Genomic DNA, 20,072 nt, shown 5'->3' with positions numbered 1-20,072 from the left:
CGGTGCGTCATGCTCTGTACGTGATCGATCTGCGGGCAGTCGACTGGCGGGGGCGGGCGAGGGAGTTCGGGGCGGCGGCCGCGGCCGGCGGCGCCCCGGTCACGTACGGGCTGATGGCGCTGTGCGTCGCGGTGTTCCTGATCAGTCCGCTCTCGGGGTTCAACCCGGTCTACGGCGACACCGACACGCTGCTGGCCGCGCAGGCCGGGTACTTCGAGCGGTGGGGCGTGATCCCCAGCGAGCTCGTGGCGGGCTCCGCGCACGCGCTGCTCACCCCGCTGACCGCGCTCTTCGTCCACGGCAGCTGGCTGCACCTGCTGGGCAACATGCTGTTCCTCCACGTGTTCGGCGCGATGGCCGAGGAACGCATGGGCCGCGTGGAGTTCACCCTCTTCTACCTGCTGTGCGGCTACTTCGCCCTGGCCGCCTACGCGGTCGTGCACGCGGACTCCGACCAGACGCTGGTCGGCGCGTCGGGGGCGATCTCCGCGGTGCTCGGCGCCTTCCTCTACCTCTTCCCCAGGGCCCGGGTCACCAGCCTCTTCCCGTTCCTCTTCTTCCTCCCGCTGCGCTTCCCCGCCTGGATCGTGCTCGTCTTCTGGTTCGTCCTCCAGTGGCTGGCGGCACGGAGCGCCGGGAGCGGCCCGGGCGTGGCGTACCTCGCGCACGTGGCGGGTTTCGCGGCCGGGTTCCTCTACGCCTGGGTGCGGTTCCGTGGGACTAGAGTGAAGTCTCCAGCCACGGCCACCGAGGGAGAAAGCCAGCCGTGATCACCGCGATCGTGCTCATCAAGACCAGTGTGGACCGGATCCCCGAGATCGCCGAGGCCATCGCCGCGCTGGACAGCGTCAGCGAGGTCTTCTCGGTCACCGGTACGTACGACCTGATCGCCATGGTCCGGGTGGCCCGCCACGACGACCTCGCCGATGTCATCCCCGGCCGGATCAGCAAGATCCAGGGCGTCGAGGGCACCGACACCCACGTGGCCTTCCGCACGTACTCCCAGCACGACCTGGAGGCGGCCTTCGCCATCGGCCTCGACGGCTGAGGCGGTCCGGCGCCGCGGCCGCGACGGCGAACGGCTCCGGCCGGGGAGGGGGCGCGACGCCTTCCCTCCCCGGCCGGAGCCGTTCGCGCACGGTGCCAGGTCAGACCTGGGCGGCGCCCCGGTCGGGCACGCAGCGGCCCTCCTCGGTGCGGTAGGTCCAGCGGGCGCCCTCGGCCACCAGCTCACGGACGGCGCCCAGGAACCGGTCGATGTGCTCGTCCGGGGTGCCGGCGCCGAAGCTCACCCGGATGGCGTTGAGGGACCGCTCCCCCGGCGCGGCCTCCGGGGCCCCGCACTCGCCCGGCTCCTGCGGCTCGCTGCCGAGCAGGGTGCGCACCAGCGGGTGGGCGCAGAACAGCCCGTCGCGCACCCCGATGCCGTACTCGGCGGAGAGCGCCGCGGCGAAGTGCGAGCTGTTCCAGCCCTCGACGACGAAGGAGAGGACGCCGACCCGCGGGGCGTCGTCCCCGAAGAGCGAGAGCACCGTGACCTGGGGGACGTCGGCGAGACCCGCGCGGACACGGGTCACCAGCTGCTGCTCCCGCGCGACCAGCCGGTCGAAGCCGGCCTCGGTCAGGGCCTTGCAGGCGGCGGCGATGGAGTAGACGCCGATGACGTTGGGCGATCCGGCCTCGTGGCGGGCCGCGGTGGTGTGCCACTCGACGTCCACGCCGCCGTCGGCACGCCGGGCGACCGTGCGGGAGGCGCCGCCGCCCGCGAGGTACGGCTCCGCGTCCACCAGCCAGTCGGCCCGGCCCGCCAGCACGCCCGAGCCGAAGGGCGCGTAGAGCTTGTGCCCGGAGAAGGCGGCCCAGTCGACGTCGAGCGCGGCGATGTCCACCGGGTGGTGGGGGGCCAGCTGCGCCGCGTCGAGCACGATCCGCGCCCCGTGGGCGTGGGCCACCGCGGCCAGTTCACGCACCGGCCACAGCTCACCGGTGACGTTGGACGCGCCGGTCACGCAGACCAGGGCGGGGCCGTGGGGGTCACGGGCGGCGAGGGCCCGCTCCAGCGTGGCGACGGCCTCGTCCGGGGTGCGGGGCGCGTCGAGGCAGGTCACCCGGGCGTCCCGCCAGGGCAGCAGCGACGCGTGGTGCTCGGTCTCGAACACGAACACCTGGCAGCCGGCGGGCAGGGCGGCCGCCAGCAGGTTGAGGGAGTCGGTCGTCGAGCGGGTGAAGACCACCTGGTCGTCCGCACGGCAGCCGAGGAACTCGGCGACGGTCGTGCGGCTGCTCTCGAACAGATCGGTGGAGAGCTGCGAGAGGTAGCCGGCGCCCCGGTGGACGCTGCCGTAGTAGGGGGCGTACGCGGCCACGTCGTCCCACACCCGCTGCAGGGCCGGGGAGCTCGCGGCGTAGTCGAGGGCGGCGTAGGTGACGTCCCCGCCGGTGACGAGCGGGACGGTGACGTCCGCGCCCAGGACCGGCAGCGGGGCACAGACGGTCGGGTCGGCGGCGACGGTGGAGACAGACATGGCGAACTCCCGTGAGAGGCAGGCGAGATCCGCGCACCGGCGGTCGCGGGGACGCGCGGCACGGGGACCGTGAAGTGAAGAGGGGGGTGTGCGGAGGAGGGCCCGAAGCCCTATCGCATTCGCTTGCTCACAAGAGGCTCCCTGGGACCAAGGACCCCAAGGGGTGGCATTCGAGGATGCCGAGGGGCCCGCGCTTGCCGCAGACCTCGCTGCCTGCGGCCTGGTCTTCACCCGGGGCACCCCGCCACGGACGGAGGGTTGCCGGACAGCGGGCCGGGGCCGTGGTCGCTGTCACTCATGACCTGCGCAGCATCTTGCCACATCGCCCGGGACGCGCAAGGCGCGGTCCGCGATGCGGACCGCGCCCCTGCCGGCCGGCGGGTGGAGCCGCGCCGCGCTCAGGTGGTGCTGGCCGCCACCCAGCGCTCCAGGACCCGCTTGGCGGCCCCCGAGTCGATCGAAGCGGCGGCCCGCTCGATGCCGCCCGCGAGCTGCTCGGCCAGCGTGCCCGCGCCCGGGTCCAGCGCGACCAGCGCGGCGGCGGAGTTCAGCAGGACGGCGTCGCGCACCGGGCCGGTCTCCCCGTCGAGCAGCCGGCGCGCCACGTCCGCGTTGTACGAGGCGTCCGCTCCGCGCAGCGCCTCGACGGGGACCAGGTCGAGACCGACGTCACGCGGGTCGAACGCCTCCTCGCGGACGCCGCCGTCGCGGACGATCCAGACCCGGGAGGTGGCCGTGGTGGTCAGCTCGTCGAGGCCGTCGTCCCCCCGGAAGACGAGCGCCGAGTTGCCCCGGTCGGCCAGCACGCCGGCCACGATGGGCGCCATTCTCGGATCGGCCACACCGATGGCCTGGGACCGCACCCGGGCCGGGTTGGTGAGCGGGCCCAGGATGTTGAAGGTGGTCTGCGTGCCGAGCTCCTTGCGGGCCCTGGCCGCGTACCGCAGGGCGGGGTGGAACTTCACCGCGAAACAGAAGGTGATGCCCGCCTCCTCGGCGACGTCGACGACGCGCCGCGGCGACAGGTCGAGATTGACGCCGAGCTTCTCCAGCACGTCGGAGGCGCCGCTGGCCGAGGACGACGCGCGGTTGCCGTGCTTGACGACCTTCGCGCCCGTACCGGCGACGACGATCGCCGACATCGTGGAGATGTTGACCGTCTTGGCCATGTCGCCGCCGGTCCCCACGATGTCGACCGTGCGGCCGGGGACCTCGATGGTGTGGGCGTGCGCGTACATGGCGCGGACGAGGCCGGTGACCTCGTCGACGGTCTCGCCCTTGGCCCGCAGCGCGATCGCGAAGCCGGCGATCTGCACGTCCGTGGCCTCGCCGCTCATGATGCGGTCCATGGCCCAGGCCGTGTCGTCCGCACCGAGGTCCTCACCGCGCAGCAGGGGCGTCAGCACGCCGGGCCAGGTGGGCGTGTCCCCGGACGGAGTCCGGGGGAGGCCCGCCACGCTGCCGCCGCCGTCCGGGGTCACCACGTTCATGGTCCGCTCCTGGGTCCACAGCCGATAGGAATACGCCTCCCACCTTATCCAGCCCCGGGGACAGCGAAGAGCCCCGTCCATCGGATGGACGGGGCTCCCGCTGTGGCGTTCAGCTGAGGTGATCAGTGGTGGCCGTGGCCGCTGGTGATCTCCTTGTACTCCTCGGCGGTGGGCTTGGCGATCTGGTTGTTCTCGCCGAAGTAGCTCCGGCTGAGCCTGACCCGCAGCTTCTGCAGCGCCGACGGCTTGCGCTCGACACCGTTCTCGTCGACCGTCGGGCCGATCTCGGCCGGCTTGTACTGCTCGTGCGCCGTGAGCGTGTGCAGCTGCCCCGGGCTGAGCGGCTCGTGGATCTCGACGAACTCACCGTGCGGCAGGCGCTTGATGGTGCCGGACTCGCGCCCGTGCAGCACCTTCTCCTTGTCGCGGCGCTGGAGGCCGAGGCAGATCCGCCGGGTGACGACGAACGCCAGGACCGGGCCGGCGAAGAACGCGATGCGCACGAACCAGCTGATCGCGTTGAGCGACATGTGGAAGTGCGTCGCCCAGATGTCGTTGCCGCCGCCGATCAGCATGACGAAGTAGATCGTCACCCAGGCGACACCGAGACCCGTACGGGTCGGGGCGTTGCGCGGACGGTCCAGGATGTGGTGCTCGCGCTTGTCGCCGGTGATCCAGGACTCGATGAACGGGTAGAGCGCGAGTGCCGCCAGGACCACACCGAAGAGGACCAGCGGGATCAGTACGCCGAGGACCAGCGTGTGGCCCCAGAGGTTGATCTCCCAGCCCGGCATGACCCGGACGAACCCTTCGGCGAAGCCCATGTACCAGTCCGGCTGGGCGCCCGTGGACACCTGGTCGGGACGGTAGGGGCCGAGCGCCCAGATCGGGTTGATCGTGGCGATCGCCGCGATGATCGCGATGAAGCCGAAGACCAGGAAGAAGAAGCCGCCGGCCTTGGCCATGTACACCGGGAGCAGCGGCATGCCGACGACGTTCTTGTTCGTCTTGCCCGGTCCGGCGAACTGCGTGTGCTTGTGGAAGAAGACCAGGATGAGGTGGCCGACCACGAGCCCGAGCATGATGCCCGGCAGCAGCAGGATGTGGATCGAGTAGAACCTCGCGATGATGTCCGTGCCGGGGAACTCCCCGCCGAACAGGAACATCGAGATGTACGTACCGACGATCGGCATCGACAGGATGGCGCCCTGGGTGAAGCGCACACCCGTGCCGGAGAGCAGGTCGTCCGGGAGCGAGTAGCCGGTGAACCCGGTGAACATGCCGAGGACGAACAGCAGGAAGCCGAACAGCCAGTTGATCTCACGCGGCTTGCGGTACGCGCCGGTGAAGAACACCCGGAACATGTGCACGAACATGCCGGCGAGGAAGATCACCGCTGCCCAGTGGTGGATCTGCCGGACCAGCAGACCGCCGCGGACGTCGAAGCTGATGTCCAGCGTCGAGGCGTAGGCCTCGGACATCCGGATGCCCTGCATCGGCTCGTAGGAGCCGTGGTACACGACCTCGTTCATGCTCGGGTGGAAGAACAGCGTCAGGTACACACCCGTGAGGATGATGATGATGAAGCTGTAGAGGCAGATCTCGCCGAGCATGAAGGACCAGTGGTCCGGGAAGATCTTGCGCATGTTGGCCTTGGCCAGGCCGTAGATGCCGAGCCGGCCGTCCGCCCAGTCGGCCACCCGCTCACCGGCGGGCGCCTTGCGCTGTGTTTCCGTCGCAGTACTCATCCGCGCTCCCAGAAGGCAGGACCGACGGGCTCTTCGAAGTCACCGAGCGCCTCGAGGTTGCCCTCGCTGTTCACGCCGATCCGCAGCTGCGGGAGGGCGTGACCGGCCGGACCGAAGATGACGCGGGCGCCGTCGGAGAGGTCGAAGGTGGACTGGTGGCACGGGCAGAGCACGTGATGCGTCTGCTGCTCGTACAGGCTGATCGGGCAGCCGACGTGGGTGCAGATCTTGGAGAAGGCCACGATTCCCTCGTGGGCCCACTCGCGCTCGCGCTTGTCCTTGATGTTGTCCGGCTCGATGCGGATGATCATCAGGGCGGCCTTGGCGATCTGCGACTGGAAGTCGTGCGCGTCCTCCTCCAGGCCCTCGGGCATGGCGAAGGTCAGCGAACCGACGACGACGTCCTCGGGACGCAGCGGCTCCATGGTGTTCATGTTGACGAGCTGCTTGCCCTTGGCCCACAGCGTCTTGCGCAGCTTCTTCTCCGGCAGCGGACCGAGGTCGCGCAGCAGCACCACGCCGGAGAGCGGCACCAGGGCCAGCGCACCGAACATGGTGTTGCGGATCAGCTTGCGGCGTCCGAGCGCGGACTCCCGGGCGCCGTCCGCGAAGTCGGCCAGGACCTTGGCCTTGACCTCGGGGGTCGCCTCGATCGCGTGCCGGTCGTCGGCGACCTCCACGTCGGACATCAGGGTGCGCGCCCAGTGGACGGCGCCCGCGCCGATGAGGAAGAGCGCCAGGCCCAGGGTCAGGCCCAGGGAGAAGTTGAGCGCGCTCACATGGCCGAACGGCCAGATGTAGACGATCTTGTCGACCGGGAAGATGACGTACGCGGCGATGAAGCCGACGGTCGCCAGCATGGACAGCGTGAACATGAGGGCGACGGCCCGCTCGGAGCGGTCCGCGGCCCGTTCGTCGATGTCCTGGATGCGCGGCTTGTGGGCCGGCAGCCCCGGGTCGGCGAAGGGGTCGCCCGCACCGTCGACCGCGCCGTGCGCGGTGCCCTGCTCTACCGGCAGGTTCTCTTCTGGAATCTGTTGGCTACTCATGACTTCTTGGCCTTAGCGGTGTGGGCCGCGACCCATACGGCGATGGCGATCAGGCCGCCCAGGCCGAAGATCCAGCCGAAGAGACCTTCGCTGACGGGGCCGAGGCCACCGAGCGAGAGTCCGCCGGGGGTCGCCGACTCATCACCGTTGACGGTCTTGATGTACGCGATGATGTCTTTCTTCTCCTGCTCCGGCATGGTGCTGTCCGGGAAGGAGGGCATGCTCTGCGGGCCGGTCTGCATGGCCTCGTAGATGTGCTTCGGGCTCACGCCTTCGAGGCTGGGCGCGTACTTGCCCTTGGTGAGGGCGCCGCCCTCACCGGTGAAGTTGTGGCACTGCGCGCAGTTCGTGCGGAACAGGTCACCGCCCTTGGCCACGTCGGCGCCCGAGGGGTCGACCTGGCTCGTGGTGGGCGTGATCGGGCCGGCTCCCAGCGACGCGACGTACGCCGCGAGCTGGTCGATCTCGGCCTGGTTGTAGATGACCTTCTTCTTCGGGACCTGGGCGCCCGGCTGCTGGGCCGGCATGCGTCCGGTACCGACCTGGAAGTCGACGGCGGCGGAGCCGACGCCCACGAGGGACGGCCCGTCGGTGGTGCCCTGACCGCCGGATCCGTGGCAGCTGGCACAGCCCACGGAGTAGAGCTTCTTGCCCTCGTCGATGGCGAGGGACTGGGCGGTTTCGTCGGCCTGCGCCTTACCCGCAGGCGCGAACGCGGCGTACAGCCCCCCGGTAGCCGCCAGCGCGAGGAGTAGTACGACGACCGCCGCCAGCGGATGGCGTCGTCGTGCGGAGAGCTTTTTCACGGATTACCCCGGTGTCAGGATCTTCTGCGTCGATGGTGAGTGGGTGCGAGCCCGGTTACTTGATCATGTAGATCGTGGCGAACAGGCCGATCCAGACGACGTCGACGAAGTGCCAGTAGTACGACACGACGATGGCGGCGGTGGCCTGTTCGTGGGTGAATCTCGAGGCCGCGTACGTCCTGCCCAGGACGAGCAGGAAGGCGATGAGACCGCCTGTCACGTGCAGACCGTGGAAGCCGGTGGTCAGGTAGAACACCGAACCGTACGGGTCGGAGGACAGGGAGAGACCCGCCTCCTTGACCAGCTCGGTGTACTCGAGGACCTGGCCGCCGATGAAGATCGCACCCATCACGAACGTGATGATGAACCAGGTGCGGAGCTTCTTCACATCGCCCCGCTCCGCGGCGAAGACGCCGAGCTGGCAGGTGAGAGAGGAAAGCACCAGGATCGTGGTGTTCGTCGCCGAGAACGGGAAGTTCAGATGGTGGGCCATCTCCTTCCAGTGATCGGGTCCCATCACCGATCGCAGGGTGAAGTACATCGCGAAGAGGGCCGCGAAGAACATCAGCTCGGAACTCAACCAGATGATGGTTCCGACGCTGGTGAGGTTCGGCCGATTGACCGACGGGTGCGCGTGCCCGGTTTCTACTGTCGTTGCTGTCGCCACGACCGACATTATGTCGGTCGCTTATCCCGCCCTCACTCCCGGGGGTGCCGTTCGGTGTGTCAGCGGTGTGTGTGCTCACCGAACGGCCCATCGAATCGATGTCATTACCGGTGCTGACAGACAGTCCGCCGGAGTACGATCCGCCCATCGGTTCATGCCCGGAGAGCCCCGAAGACACAGACGTCACGGAGGAACAATGCAGCCGACCGCCACGGTCCTGGTCTACAGCGACGACGCCAACATCCGCGAGCAGGTGCGGCTGGCAGCCGGGCGCAGGCCGGCGGCGGACGTCCCACCGGTGGAGTTCCTGGAGTGCGCCACCCTGCCCGCCGTGCTCGCCGCACTGGACCGCGGCGGCGTCGACGTCTGCGTGCTGGACGGCGAGACGGCCCCCGCGGGCGGCATGGGGGTCTGCCGGCAGATCAAGGACGAGATCTTCGACTGCCCGCCGGTGCTGCTGCTGATCGGACGCCCGCAGGACGCCTGGCTGGCCACCTGGAGCCGTGCGGACGCCGCCGTGACGCATCCGGTGGACCCGGTCGACTTCGCCGACGCCCTGGCCTCCCTGCTGCGGCACAGGCTGTCCGTGGAGGCCTGATCCGGAGGGGCCCCCGGCCCCTCCGCGGCGGTGCTCGGGGGCGCGGCGCACTCCCGGGCGGATCAGACCTGGGGGCGCAGCCGCGCCGTCTCGACGTCGGTGCCCGTGTCCGGGGTGCCGCCGCCGTGCAGGGCACTGCCCTTCTGCCAGGCGTCCCACTCCAGGTTCCAGTCGCCGAAGCCGTTGTCGAAGGGGGTCATCGTCTCGCCGTCGCTCCCGACGACCTTGACGATGTCACCCTCACGGACGGTGTCGAAGAACCATTCGGCGTCGGCGGTGCTCATCCCGGTGCAGCCGTGGCTGACGTTGGCGCTGCCCTGCGAACCCGTCGACCAGGGCGCGGCGTGGACGTACTCGCCGCTCCAGGTGACCCGGGTCGCCCAGTAGACCGGCAGGTCGTAGGACTCCGAGGAGCCGGCGGCGATGCCGATGCTCTCCCCGCGCATACGTACGAACTGTTCCTTGGCCAGCACCACCTTGACCCCGTTGCGCGTGTCGAACCCGGGCTTGCCCGTGGTGACCGGCAGGGTGTTGATCACCTCGCCGTTGCGCAGGACGGTCATGTGGTGCTCCGAGGCGTCCGTGATCGCTTCTATGCGGTCCCCCGTGGTCAGCTTCAGGGGCTTCGTGGCGGCGCCGTAGAGGGCGTTCGTCACCTTGATGCCCTTGAGGTTGCTGCGGACGTCGATCGTGGCGTCGGCGGGCCAGTACTCCTTGGGGCGGTAGTGCAGGGTCTTGTCGTCGACCCAGTACCAGGAGCCCGTGACGGCGGGCGTGGAGCGGACCTGCAGCCCGCGTTCCACGGTGGCCCTGGCGGCCCGGTCGGGGACCGGAGCGCTGAGTTCCGCCGTGAGCGGCTGCCCGACGCCGTAGGTGCCCGCCTGCGGGCCGAACGAGACCTTGAGGAACTTCTTGGCCGCCGCCGTGCCGAAGGCGTACGTGCGGCTGCCGGGGGCGCCGTCCTCGTTCTCGGTGGAGACCTTGACGGAGTAGCGGGTGCCGGCGGCGAGCGAGGTGGTGGAGTGCCACCGCTTCCCGTCGGCGTCGAGCTCGCCGGCCAGGTGCCGTCCTTCGGCGTCGACGGCCGTGACGTCGGTGATCTTCGCGTCGTCGTCCTTGACGGTGACTTCGATGGGCTTGTCGGGATCGGCCTTCTCGTCCTCGGCGGGGCCGTTGAAGGAGATCAGGTCGGCGGCGTCGTGGGGCCGCATCGACAGCGGATCGCTGTCGGACCCTCCACAGGCGGTCGCACCTGCAACCAGGGTCACGACCAGCAGAGTGCAGCTCACTACGGTGCGGATGCGCGGCGTGTGGTTCATGAACTCACGCTAAGAAGATTCATCCGATCCAGCGCGTTCAGTGACTGCAAACGGGGGCCCGGCCCGCTCATCACTGAGCGGTCCGGGCCCCCGTCGGGTGCGACGCGTCCTGCGGGCGTGTCCTACTGGGTGCGGTTCTCGCCCCGGTAGTACTCGAAGACCCAGCCGAAGAGGCCGATCAGGAGCAGCGGGGCCGAGAAGTAGGCCAGCCACCAGCCGAAGACGACGGACATGAAGAGGAACGCGCCGCCGATCGCCAGCGAGAGCGGCTGCCAGCTGTGCGGCGAGAAGAAGCCCACCTCACCGGCCTCGTCCGCGACGTCGGCCTCCTTGTCGTCCTGGGCCATCGCGTCGACCCGGTTGGCGGTGAACGCCAGGTAGAAGCCGATCATGATGGACAGCCCGAAGGCCAGGACCAGCGCGGTGGTGCCGACCGGCTCCTTGGACCAGACGCCGTACGTGGCCGCCATGATCAGCAGGAAGACGCTCAGCCAGATGAAGAGCTTGCCCTGGATCTTCACTTGCCGTCCTCCTTGCCGCCGACGAGGACCTTCTCACCCTCGGACAGGTGATCCAGCTGCTCGAGCGCCGTGATCTCCGGGTGGTGCAGGTCGAACGCGGGCGATTCGGAACGGATCCGCGGCAGGCTGAGGAAGTTGTGCCGCGGCGGCGGGCAGGACGTCGCCCACTCGAGCGAACGGCCGTAGCCCCACGGGTCGTCGACCTCGATCTTCTTGCCGTACTTGGCGGTCTTCCAGACGTTGTACATGAACGGAAGCATCGACAGTCCGAGCACGAACGAGGAGATCGTCGAGATCGTGTTCAGGGCGGTGAAGCCGTCGGCGGCGAGGTAGTCCGCGTACCGCCGCGGCATGCCCTCGGCGCCCAGCCAGTGCTGCACCAGGAAGGTGCCGTGGAAGCCGATGAACAGCGTCCAGAAGGTCATCTTGCCGAGCCGCTCGTCCAGCATCTTGCCGGTGAACTTCGGCCACCAGAAGTGGAATCCGGCGAACATCGCGAAGACCACGGTGCCGAAGACGACGTAGTGGAAGTGCGCGACGACGAAGTACGAGTCGGAGATGTGGAAGTCCAGCGGCGGCGAGGCCAGGATGACGCCGGTCAGACCACCGAAGGCGAAGGTGATGAGGAAGCCGACCGACCAGAGCATCGGTGTCTCGAAGGACAGGGAGCCCTTCCACATCGTGCCGATCCAGTTGAAGAACTTCACCCCGGTGGGCACCGCGATGAGGAACGTCATGAAGGAGAAGAACGGCAGCAGCACCCCGCCGGTGACGTACATGTGGTGCGCCCACACCGTCACCGAGAGGCCGGCGATGGCGATCGTCGCGCTGATCAGACCGATGTAGCCGAACATCGGCTTGCGGCTGAACACCGGGATGATCTCGGAGATGATGCCGAAGAACGGTAGCGCGATGATGTACACCTCTGGATGGCCGAAGAACCAGAAGAGGTGTTGCCACAGCAGGGCGCCGCCGTTGGCCGCGTCGAAGATGTGTGCGCCGAACTTACGGTCGACCTCCAGCGCGAAGAGCGCGGCGGCGAGGACCGGGAAGGCCAGCAGGACCAGGACACCGGTCAGCAGGACGTTCCAGGTGAAGATCGGCATGCGGAACATCGTCATGCCGGGGGCGCGCATGCAGATGATCGTGGTGATGAAGTTGACCGAGCCGAGGATCGTGCCGAAGCCGGAGAAGGCCAGACCCATGATCCACATGTCGGCGCCGACACCCGGCGAGCGGACCGCGTCCGACAGCGGGGAGTAGGCGAACCAGCCGAAGTCGGCCGCACCCTGCGGGGTCAGGAAGCCCGCGACGGCGATCAGCGAGCCGAAGAGGTACAGCCAGTACGCGAACATGTTCAGCCGCGGGAACGCCACGTCGGGCGCACCGATCTGGAGCGGCATGATCCAGTTCGCGAACCCGGCGAACAGCGGCGTCGCGAACATCAGCAGCATGATCGTGCCGTGCATCGTGAACGCCTGGTTGAACTGCTCGTTCGACATGATCTGCGTGCCCGGACGGGCCAGCTCGGCACGCATGAAGAGCGCGAGCAGGCCACCGATGCAGAAGAAGGCGAAGGAGGTGACCAGGTACATCGTGCCGATCGTCTTGTGGTCCGTGGTGGTCAGCCACTTGACGACGACACTCCCCGGCTGCTTGCGCCGCACCGGCAGCTCGTCCTCGAACGAGTCGTCTGCTGCCGCGGCACCCTGGGATTCGTTGAGGATGCTCACAGTTTGTTCGTCTCCGCATTCCTGGCCGGGTCCGTCTGCTCGATGCCTGCCGGCACGTAGCCCGTCTGACCCTTCTCCGCCAGCTCCTTGAGGTGCTGCTGGTAACGCTCGGGAGAGACGATCTTGACGTTGAAGAGCATCCGGGAGTGGTCGACGCCGCAGAGCTCGGCGCACTTACCCATGTAGGTGCCCTCCTTCTTCGGCGTGACCTCGAAGGAGTTGGTGTGGCCCGGAATGACGTCCTGCTTCATGAGGAACGGCACCACCCAGAAGGAGTGGATGACGTCACGCGAAGTCAGCACGAAGCGGACCTTCTCGCCCTTCGGCAGCCACAGGGTCGGACCCGGGTTGCCGTTCTGCGGGTTGCGCGTACCGGGGATGCCCACGTCGTAGACGCCGCCGGCGCCCTCGGGGAAGTCCTTGCGGTACTTGTCGGGGATGGCGTCGAGCTCCTTGGGGACCTCATTGCCGGCGGAGGGCTGGCCCTCCACCTTCTCGATGTAGTTGAAGCCCCAGCTCCACTGGTAGCCGACCACGTTGATGGTGTGGGCCGGCTTCGGGGTGAGCTCGAGGAGCTTCGATTCATCGCGCGCGGTGAAGTAGAAGAACACCGAGACGATGATCAGGGGGACCACTGTGTACAGCGCCTCGATGGGCATGTTGTACCTGGTCTGCTGGGGTACCTCCACCTTGGTCCTGCTTCGCCGGTGGAAGACGACGCTCCAGAGGATCAGCCCCCAGACAAGGACGCCCGTGGCGAGCGCTGCCGCCCACGAGCCCTGCCAGAGGGAGAGGATCCGAGGGGCCTCTTCCGTTACCGGGGTGGGCATACCGAGGCGGGGGAAATCCTCCCAGTTGTATGAACAACCGGAGGCCGTCGCCAGGACCAGGCCCGCAGTCAGCACCTGCGGCAGCTTCCGCCGCATCGGGCGCCGCGACGAGCGGTCGGAGCCGTTGGGACTCACGTAGCGCCTTCCCGAGAGTCTCGCCCGCTCGGTCGGCGCGCCCGTCTCGCTCGGTCGGTCGCCGGCCCAGACGCGGGCAGGGGTTTGGATGTTTATGCGGACCAAACCCTACTGGACGCCATTTGGGGCCGCGCGGGGAGGGTGCCCAACGCGCCGCACGACACCCCGAAGGGATGGAACGCGGCGCTCCGGCCGTCATCTGACGCCCCCTCCCCCGCCGCCCCGCCCGCCGCGACGGCGGCCGGTCCCCTGGTCACGCCCGGTGCGGGCTAGCGTGACGGGGTGCCCTACTTCGACGCGGCCTCCTCCGCCCCCCTGCACCCCGTCGCCCGCCAGGCGCTGCTTGCCTCCCTGGACGAGGGCTGGGCCGACCCCGCCCGGCTGTACCGCGAGGGGAGGCGGGCGGCGCTGCTGCTGGACGCCGCCCGGGAGGCCGCCGCCGAGGCCGTCGGCTGCCGTCCGGACGAGCTCGTCTTCACCTCGTCCGGGACCCGGGCGGTGCACGCGGCGATCGCCGGGACGCTTTCCGGGCGTCGGCGTGTCGGACGCCATCTGGTGTTCTCCGCCGTCGAGCACTCCTCGGTGCTGCACGCGGCCGCGGCGCTGGAGGCGGCGGGCGGATCGTCCACCGAGGTCCCGGTGGACCGGACCGGCGCGGTGGACCCCGCGGTCTTCGGGCAGGCCCTTCGCGCGGACACCGCGCTGGCCTGCCTGCAGTCCGCCAACCACGAGGTCGGGACCGAGCAGCCGGTGGCCGCGGCCGCCGAGCGCTGCGCGGACGCGGGTGTGCCACTGCTGGTGGACGCCGCGCAGTCACTGGGCTGGGGTCCGGTCCCGGGACGCTGGTCGCTGCTGACCGCGAGCGCGCACAAGTGGGGAGGGCCGGCCGGGGTCGGGCTGCTGGCCGTGCGCAAGGGCGTCCGCTTCGCCCCCCAGGGCCCCTCCGACGAACGGGAGTCGGGCCGGGCGCCGGGCTTCCAGAACATCCCGGCGATCGTGGCGGCGGCGGCCTCGCTGCGCGCGGTGCGCGCGGAGGCCGCGGCGGAGGACGCACGGCTGCGCGCGCTGGTGGACCGGATCAGGACGGCGGTGGGGAGCCGGGTGCCGGACGTGGAGGTGGTCGGCGATCCGGTGCGGCGGCTGCCGCACCTGGTCACCTTCTCCTGTCTCTATGTCGACGGAGAGACCCTGCTGCACGGACTGGACCGGGCGGGATTCTCCGTTTCGTCCGGATCGTCCTGCACGAGCAGCACCCTGACGCCGAGCCATGTCCTCACGGCGATGGGGGTGCTCAGCGAGGGGAACGTCCGGGTGTCGCTCCCCGCCGGGACGACGGAGGAGGAGGTCGACGGCTTCCTGGACGTGCTGCCGGGCGTGGTGGCCGGGGTGCGGGAGCGGCTCGGCGCGCCCGCACCGGCGGCCCCCTCCCCCGCACCGGTTCCCTCGCTCGTGGTCGACGCGCTGGGCAGGCGCTGCCCGGTCCCGGTCATCGAACTCGCAAAGGTGATCGGAGGGGTACCCGTGGGCGGCACGGTGACGGTGCTCTCGGACGACGAGGCCGCCCGCCTGGACATCCCGGCCTGGTGCGCGATGCGCGCACAGGAGTACGTGGGCGAGGAGCCGGCCGACCGCGGCACGGCCTATGTGGTCCGCCGCCTCCTCTGACCCACGGGCACCGCGGCCGTCAGGAGAGGTGCTGACGGACCTCGGCGGCCGCCTCGTCGCCGTACGCCTTGGTGAAGCGGTCCATGAAGTGGGTGCGGCGCAGGGTGTACTCCTGGGTGCCCACCGTCTCGATGACCAGGGTCGCGAGCATGCAGCCGACCTGGGCGGCGCGCTCCAGGCCCACACCCCAGGCGAGGCCGGAGAGGAAACCGGCCCGGAAGGCGTCGCCGACGCCGGTCGGGTCGGCCTTCTGCTCCTCCTCGGCGCAGCCGACCTCGACGGGGTCCTGGCCGGCCCGGTCGATCCGGACGCCGCGGGCGCCGAGGGTGGTGACGCGGTGGCCGACCCGGGACAGGATCTCCTCGTCGCTCCAGCCGGTCTTGGACTCGATGAGCCCCTTCTCGTACTCGTTGGAGAAGAGGTACGTCGCGCCGTCGAGGAGGATCCGGATCTCCTCGCCGTCCATCCGGGCGATCTGCTGCGAGAAGTCCGCGGCGAACGGGATGCCCCGCGAGCGGCACTCCTCGGTGTGGCGGAGCATCGCCTCCGGGTCGTCGGCCCCGATCGAGACGAGGTCCAGCCCGCCGACGCGGTCGGCGACGCTCTTGAGCTCGATCAGCCGGGCCTCGCTCATGGCGCCGGTGTAGAAGGAGCCGATCTGGTTGTGGTCGGCGTCCGTCGTGCAGACGAAGCGCGCCGTGTGCAGCACCTCGGAGATCCGGATCGACTCGGTGTCGACGCCGTGCCGGTCGAGCCAGGCGCGGTAGTCGTCGAAGTCGGCGCCGGCGGCACCGACGAGGATCGGCTGCGTCCCGAGGACGCCCATACCGAAGGCGATGTTGGCACCCACTCCCCCGCGGCGCACGTCGAGGTTGTCGACGAGGAAGGAGAGCGAGACCGTGTGCAGCTGATCGGCGACCAGCTGGTCGGCGAATCGGCCGGGGAAGGTCATCAGGTGGTCGGTGGCGATGGAGCCGGTGACTGCAATGCGCACGGGGAGGCTGCTCCTGCGGAAGGCGAAGGGGCGCGTGGTGCGCCCTCCGGGACGGCGTGACAGTTCACGCTACCCGGTGGCGCCACCGGACCCGACGGGTCGTAACTACCCGATAGTAGGTCTTTCTACCTGAGGTCCGACGTGCGTACGGTGCCGGTATGTCGAACACCGTCGTTCCCCGAGAGTCCGAGATGAGCCTGGCCGAGCTGCGCGGCGACTGCGCGCGGATGGCGCCGCACTGGGTCGTGCCCGCGAAGCCGGCCGTGCGGCCGGTGGAGCCGCCCCGCCCGCACGGCGTCACCGTACCGCCGTCCTCGGCCCGGATGGTCGACGCCATGGCCGACTACGGGAACTGACCCGGCGCGCCCGGGACGGCTCCCGGGCTCGGCGGGGCCGGCCGCTCCAAGCTCGGTGCGGGGCGGGCCGCTCCGGGCGGGGACCTGCCCCGGGGCGGTTCTCCGCGTCCGTTCGGGAACCGTGCGCTCCTCCGGCCCGTCCCACCGGTGTCCCCGCCCCCACGGGCGGGCGACGTGCCCGTGACAGCCAGGCAGCCGAAGGAGCGATCCGGTGAGCACCGAGCAGACCGACAGTGACATGACCGGCCCCCGGCGGCGGCGTTCTCCGTTCGCCGCCGCCTCGGTGGCGGCAGCCGTGCTGCTGACCGGGGGCGGGGCCGCGTACTGGGCCGCGGCCGCGTCGGGAGACACCGGTGCGGACGCGGGCCGGGCGGTGCTCGGGGACGGCGGCCCTCCCCCGCTCGCACTGGACCTCGCCGACAGTGCGTCGGCCCCGCCCCCCGGCATCGCGCCCGGTGAACCCGATCCGCGCGGCGGCGGCGTGGTCTACCGCGCCTCCGGCGCGCTGCCGGACGGCCCGGACAGCGCCGCGGTGCAGCGCGCCCGGGGCACGGTGACGGCAGCCGAGGCGGCCCGGCTGGCGAAGGCGCTGGGGGTGCCGGGCACCCCGCACACGGACGGCACGGCCTGGCGGGTCGGCAGTGACGGGGACGGTTCGGGACCGGTTCTGAAGGTGACCAAGCAGGCGCCCGGGACCTGGACGTTCGCCCGCTACGGCCCGGGCGGCTCCGACGCGTGCGCGGCCGGCCCGGAGTGCGCGAAGCAGGACCGGACGCCGCCCTCCGGCTCGCCCGTCGACGCGCGGACCGCGAAGGCCGCGGCCGTTCCGGTGCTCAAGGCGGTGGGGCAGGACGGCGCCGCGCTCGACACGGATCAGCTGATGGGTTCCGTACGGGTGGTGAACGCCGATCCGGTGGTGGACGGACTGCCCACCTACGGCTGGTCGACCGGGATCCAGGTGGGTGCCGGCGGCGAGATCGTGGGCGGCAGCGGGCACCTGAAGGGGCTGACCAAGGGCGACACCTATCCGGTGACCGGTGCGCAGGAGGCGCTGGATCGGCTGAACGCGGAGAGCCGGCCGCGCGCGGGATCCGGCACCGGCGGCTGCGCGACCCCCGTACCGCTGGAGGGTGACACGGACGCACCGGCCGCCGACGACTGCGGCACGGCGGGCGGGACCCCGCCGGCCGCCACGGCGACCGTCGAGAAGGCGGTGTTCGGGCTCGCCGCGCAGTACGCCGACGGCGAGAAGATCCTCGTCCCCGCGTGGATCTTCTCGCTGGAGTCCGCGGGCGACGGGCCACGGAACACCGTGGTCCGGGTCGCGGTGGATCCGGACCACCTCGCACCGGGGACGCCCTCGGCCGCGCCCCCGCAGGATCCTGGCACGGCGCCCGCACCCACGGACGACCCGGACGGCACGGCCCTCACCGCGTACAGCGCGGACGGCAGGACGCTGGAGGTGACCTTCTGGGGCGGCGCGTGCAGCACGTACACGGCCCGCGCCGCGGAGGACGGCACGACCGTGCGGGTCACGGTCACCGCCTCGGAGCAGGAGCCCGGGAAGGCCTGCATCATGATGGCGAAGGAGCTGACCCGGACGGTGACGCTGGACGCACCGCTGGACGGCCGGAAGGTCCTCGACGCCGCCTCGGGCGGCACGGTGCCGCGCGCCTGACGCCCGCGGGCGCGGTGGCCGCCCGCCGGACGGTACGACGAAGGCGGCGCTCCCCGGAATCCGGGGAGCGCCGCCTTCGTACGGCTCAGCCGCCTCGGTACGCCTCAGGGGTCAGCTGAAGGAGTCGCCGCAGGCGCAGGAACCCGTGGCGTTCGGGTTGTCGATCGTGAAGCCCTGCTTCTCGATGGTGTCCACGAAGTCGACGGAGGCGCCGCCCAGGTACGGGGCGCTCATCCGGTCGGTGACGACCTTGACGCCGTCGAAGTCCTTCACCACGTCGCCGTCGAGCGAGCGCTCGTCGAAGAAGAGCTGGTAGCGCAGGCCCGAGCAGCCGCCGGGCTGCACGGCGACGCGCAGGGCCAGGTCGTCCCGGCCCTCCTGCTCCAGCAGGGCCTTGACCTTGGATGCGGCGGCGTCGGACAGGAGGATGCCGTCGCTCACGGTGGTGGTCTCGTCCGATACGGACATCTGCTTCTCTCCCGGGTTGTACGGACTGCTTGCCGACGGTCCAACCATCGGGGCCGCGGATTCATTCCGGGCCGGCGCGTGTCTGTCGCCTTCATGCTCGCACACCGGGGCGCCGGGGGATGCGTCACATCGACGCTATCGCCATCGTCAAGCTGACGCGAAGCGGCTATGATAGATAGCGTCAATTAGACGAAAAGGCGTTCCGCAGAGAAGAAAGGGTGCGTGTCGTGACCACCGCCCAGCCCCTGGATGTCCAGCCGACACCTCTCGCCCTTCTGCTGCTCGGCCGTGAGGCCGACCCGCGGAGCGAGCGCGGGGTCGAATGCCCGGGCGACCTGCCCTCCCCGTCCGACCCGGACCTGGTGGAGCGCGCCCGTGCCGCCAAGGAGAAGCTCGGGGACAAGGTCTTCGTCCTCGGCCACCACTACCAGCGTGACGAGGTCATCCAGTTCGCGGACGTCACCGGAGACTCCTTCAAGCTCGCCCGGGACGCGGCGGCGCGGCCCGGGGCGGAGTACATCGTCTTCTGCGGTGTGCACTTCATGGCCGAGTCCGCGGACATCCTGACGGGCGACGACCAGAAGGTCGTCCTCCCCGACCTGGCCGCCGGCTGCTCGATGGCCGACATGGCCACCGCCGAGCAGGTCGCCGAGTGCTGGGACGTCCTGACGGAGGCGGGGATCGCCGACACGGTCGTGCCGGTCTCCTACATGAACTCCTCCGCCGACATCAAGGCCTTCACCGGCCGGCACGGCGGCACCATCTGCACCTCGTCCAACGCGGAGCGGGCGCTGGAGTGGGCGTTCGAGCAGGGTGACAAGGTGCTCTTCCTGCCCGACCAGCACCTGGGCCGGAACACCGCCGTGCGGGACCTGGGGATGTCCCTGGAGGACTGCGTCCTCTACAACCCGCACAAGCCGAACGGCGGCCTGACCGCCCAGGAGCTCCGCGACGCGAAGATGATCCTGTGGCGCGGGCACTGCTCGGTGCACGGGCGCTTCTCGGTGGAGTCGGTCGAGGACGTGCGCAGGCGGATCCCGGGCGTCAACGTCCTGGTGCACCCGGAGTGCAAGCACGAGGTCGTGGCGGCCGCGGACCAGGTGGGGTCGACGGAGTACATCATCAAGGCCCTGGAGGCGGCGCCGGCCGGTTCGAAGTGGGCGATCGGCACCGAGCTGAACCTGGTGCGCCGGCTGGCGAACCGTTTCGCCGCGGAGGACAAGGAGATCGTCTTCCTGGACCGGACGGTGTGCTTCTGCTCGACCATGAACCGGATCGACCTGCCCCACCTGGTGTGGACGCTGGAGTCGCTGGCCGAGGGGAACCTGGTCAACCGGATCCAGGTCGACGCGGAGACGGAGAAGTACGCGAAGCGGGCGCTGGAGCGCATGCTCGCGCTTCCGTAGGGGCACCGGCGCACCCGCCCCGCCGAAGGGGGAGGCCCCCGACGCCGTGAACCGGCGTCGGGGGCCTCCCCCTTCGGGCTGTGC

At 70.2% G+C, this 20,072-nt stretch carries 19 protein-coding genes and 1 riboswitch; of the genes, 7 read left to right on the top strand and 12 right to left on the bottom strand.

The window, feature by feature from the left end; all coding sequences use genetic code 11:
* The first annotated feature begins 113 nt into the window (after positions 1 to 113).
* Positions 114 to 770, top strand: a complete 657-nt coding sequence (locus ABZ172_RS25955) for a rhomboid family intramembrane serine protease (protein ID WP_356887056.1) — start codon at positions 114 to 116, stop codon at positions 768 to 770.
* Positions 767 to 1,048: an Lrp/AsnC ligand binding domain-containing protein gene (locus ABZ172_RS25950; protein ID WP_356886999.1), complete on the top strand. Its 282-nt coding sequence runs from the start codon at positions 767 to 769 to the stop codon at positions 1,046 to 1,048. The genes ABZ172_RS25955 and ABZ172_RS25950 overlap by 4 nt, the downstream gene beginning before the upstream one ends.
* 100 nt (positions 1,049 to 1,148) lie before the next feature.
* Here ABZ172_RS25950 and ABZ172_RS25945 read toward each other — a convergent pair whose 3' ends face one another.
* The 6 genes from ABZ172_RS25945 to ABZ172_RS25920 form a co-directional block, all read right to left on the bottom strand.
* Positions 1,149 to 2,525: an aminotransferase class V-fold PLP-dependent enzyme gene (locus tag ABZ172_RS25945; protein WP_356886997.1), complete on the bottom strand. Its 1,377-nt coding sequence runs from the start codon at positions 2,523 to 2,525 to the stop codon at positions 1,149 to 1,151.
* A gap of 185 nt (positions 2,526 to 2,710) precedes the next feature.
* A riboswitch (SAM riboswitch) is annotated at positions 2,711 to 2,828 on the bottom strand.
* A gap of 95 nt (positions 2,829 to 2,923) precedes the next feature.
* A complete protein-coding gene (trpD, locus tag ABZ172_RS25940; RefSeq protein ID WP_356886995.1) occupies positions 2,924 to 4,015 on the bottom strand; it encodes an anthranilate phosphoribosyltransferase in 1,092 nt (363 codons plus the stop codon).
* A gap of 122 nt (positions 4,016 to 4,137) precedes the next feature.
* Positions 4,138 to 5,763 carry a cytochrome bc complex cytochrome b subunit gene (locus ABZ172_RS25935; RefSeq protein ID WP_356886993.1) on the bottom strand — a complete coding sequence of 542 codons (1,626 nt, stop codon included), beginning with the start codon at positions 5,761 to 5,763 and terminating at the stop codon, positions 4,138 to 4,140.
* Positions 5,760 to 6,812 carry a Rieske 2Fe-2S domain-containing protein gene (locus ABZ172_RS25930; protein ID WP_356886991.1) on the bottom strand — a complete coding sequence of 351 codons (1,053 nt, stop codon included), beginning with the start codon at positions 6,810 to 6,812 and terminating at the stop codon, positions 5,760 to 5,762. The genes ABZ172_RS25935 and ABZ172_RS25930 overlap by 4 nt, the downstream gene beginning before the upstream one ends.
* Complete coding sequence (locus ABZ172_RS25925) at positions 6,809 to 7,618, bottom strand: c-type cytochrome (RefSeq protein WP_356886989.1); 810 nt, start codon at positions 7,616 to 7,618, stop codon at positions 6,809 to 6,811. Before ABZ172_RS25925 ends, ABZ172_RS25930 begins: the two co-directional genes overlap by 4 nt.
* A gap of 55 nt (positions 7,619 to 7,673) precedes the next feature.
* Entirely contained in the window at positions 7,674 to 8,294 is a 621-nt protein-coding gene (locus ABZ172_RS25920; protein ID WP_014045480.1) for a heme-copper oxidase subunit III, read from the bottom strand.
* A 187-nt stretch (positions 8,295 to 8,481) separates the two neighbouring features.
* Between ABZ172_RS25920 and ABZ172_RS25915 the strand changes: the two genes are divergently transcribed.
* Positions 8,482 to 8,883, top strand: a complete 402-nt coding sequence (locus ABZ172_RS25915) for a hypothetical protein (RefSeq protein ID WP_356886987.1) — start codon at positions 8,482 to 8,484, stop codon at positions 8,881 to 8,883.
* Between the two features lie 62 nt (positions 8,884 to 8,945).
* On the opposite strand, the gene ABZ172_RS25910 is transcribed toward ABZ172_RS25915, so the two are convergent.
* The 4 genes from ABZ172_RS25910 to coxB form a co-directional block, all read right to left on the bottom strand.
* Positions 8,946 to 10,202, bottom strand: coding sequence for an Ig-like domain-containing protein (locus ABZ172_RS25910; protein ID WP_356886985.1), 1,257 nt, complete (start codon positions 10,200 to 10,202; stop codon positions 8,946 to 8,948).
* Positions 10,203 to 10,324: 122 nt separating this feature from the next.
* A complete protein-coding gene (locus ABZ172_RS25905) occupies positions 10,325 to 10,723 on the bottom strand; it encodes a cytochrome c oxidase subunit 4 (protein ID WP_356886983.1) in 399 nt (132 codons plus the stop codon).
* Complete coding sequence (gene ctaD, locus ABZ172_RS25900) at positions 10,720 to 12,456, bottom strand: cytochrome c oxidase subunit I (protein WP_356886981.1); 1,737 nt, start codon at positions 12,454 to 12,456, stop codon at positions 10,720 to 10,722. The genes ABZ172_RS25905 and ctaD overlap by 4 nt, the downstream gene beginning before the upstream one ends.
* A complete protein-coding gene (coxB, locus tag ABZ172_RS25895) occupies positions 12,453 to 13,421 on the bottom strand; it encodes a cytochrome c oxidase subunit II (protein ID WP_356886979.1) in 969 nt (322 codons plus the stop codon). Before coxB ends, ctaD begins: the two co-directional genes overlap by 4 nt.
* A 282-nt stretch (positions 13,422 to 13,703) precedes the next feature.
* Here coxB and ABZ172_RS25890 point away from each other — a divergent pair, with 282 nt between their 5' ends.
* Positions 13,704 to 15,086 carry an aminotransferase class V-fold PLP-dependent enzyme gene (locus ABZ172_RS25890; protein ID WP_356886977.1) on the top strand — a complete coding sequence of 461 codons (1,383 nt, stop codon included), beginning with the start codon at positions 13,704 to 13,706 and terminating at the stop codon, positions 15,084 to 15,086.
* Positions 15,087 to 15,105: 19 nt separating this feature from the next.
* Here ABZ172_RS25890 and ABZ172_RS25885 read toward each other — a convergent pair whose 3' ends face one another.
* Positions 15,106 to 16,080, bottom strand: a complete 975-nt coding sequence (locus tag ABZ172_RS25885; protein WP_356886975.1) for a carbohydrate kinase family protein — start codon at positions 16,078 to 16,080, stop codon at positions 15,106 to 15,108.
* A gap of 158 nt (positions 16,081 to 16,238) precedes the next feature.
* On the opposite strand from ABZ172_RS25885, the gene ABZ172_RS25880 reads away from it, so the two are divergent.
* Positions 16,239 to 16,436 carry a hypothetical protein gene (locus ABZ172_RS25880; RefSeq protein WP_356886973.1) on the top strand — a complete coding sequence of 66 codons (198 nt, stop codon included), beginning with the start codon at positions 16,239 to 16,241 and terminating at the stop codon, positions 16,434 to 16,436.
* Positions 16,437 to 16,647: 211 nt separating this feature from the next.
* The gene (locus ABZ172_RS25875) at positions 16,648 to 18,114 is read left to right on the top strand and encodes a hypothetical protein (RefSeq protein WP_356886971.1); all 1,467 of its coding nucleotides are present in this window, start codon (positions 16,648 to 16,650) and stop codon (positions 18,112 to 18,114) included.
* A gap of 111 nt (positions 18,115 to 18,225) precedes the next feature.
* On the opposite strand, the gene ABZ172_RS25870 is transcribed toward ABZ172_RS25875, so the two are convergent.
* Complete coding sequence (locus ABZ172_RS25870; RefSeq protein WP_356886969.1) at positions 18,226 to 18,582, bottom strand: iron-sulfur cluster assembly accessory protein; 357 nt, start codon at positions 18,580 to 18,582, stop codon at positions 18,226 to 18,228.
* Between the two features lie 227 nt (positions 18,583 to 18,809).
* Here ABZ172_RS25870 and nadA point away from each other — a divergent pair, with 227 nt between their 5' ends.
* Entirely contained in the window at positions 18,810 to 19,988 is a 1,179-nt protein-coding gene (gene nadA / locus ABZ172_RS25865; protein WP_356886967.1) for a quinolinate synthase NadA, read from the top strand.
* The last annotated feature ends 84 nt before the right edge of the window (positions 19,989 to 20,072 follow it).

The organism is Streptomyces sp. NPDC006296, from assembly GCF_040613235.1.
Classification (GTDB): Bacteria; Actinomycetota; Actinomycetes; order Streptomycetales; family Streptomycetaceae; genus Streptomyces.
Note: the sequence above shows the minus strand (reverse complement) of the source record. Positions and strands in the feature narration are given on the sequence as shown.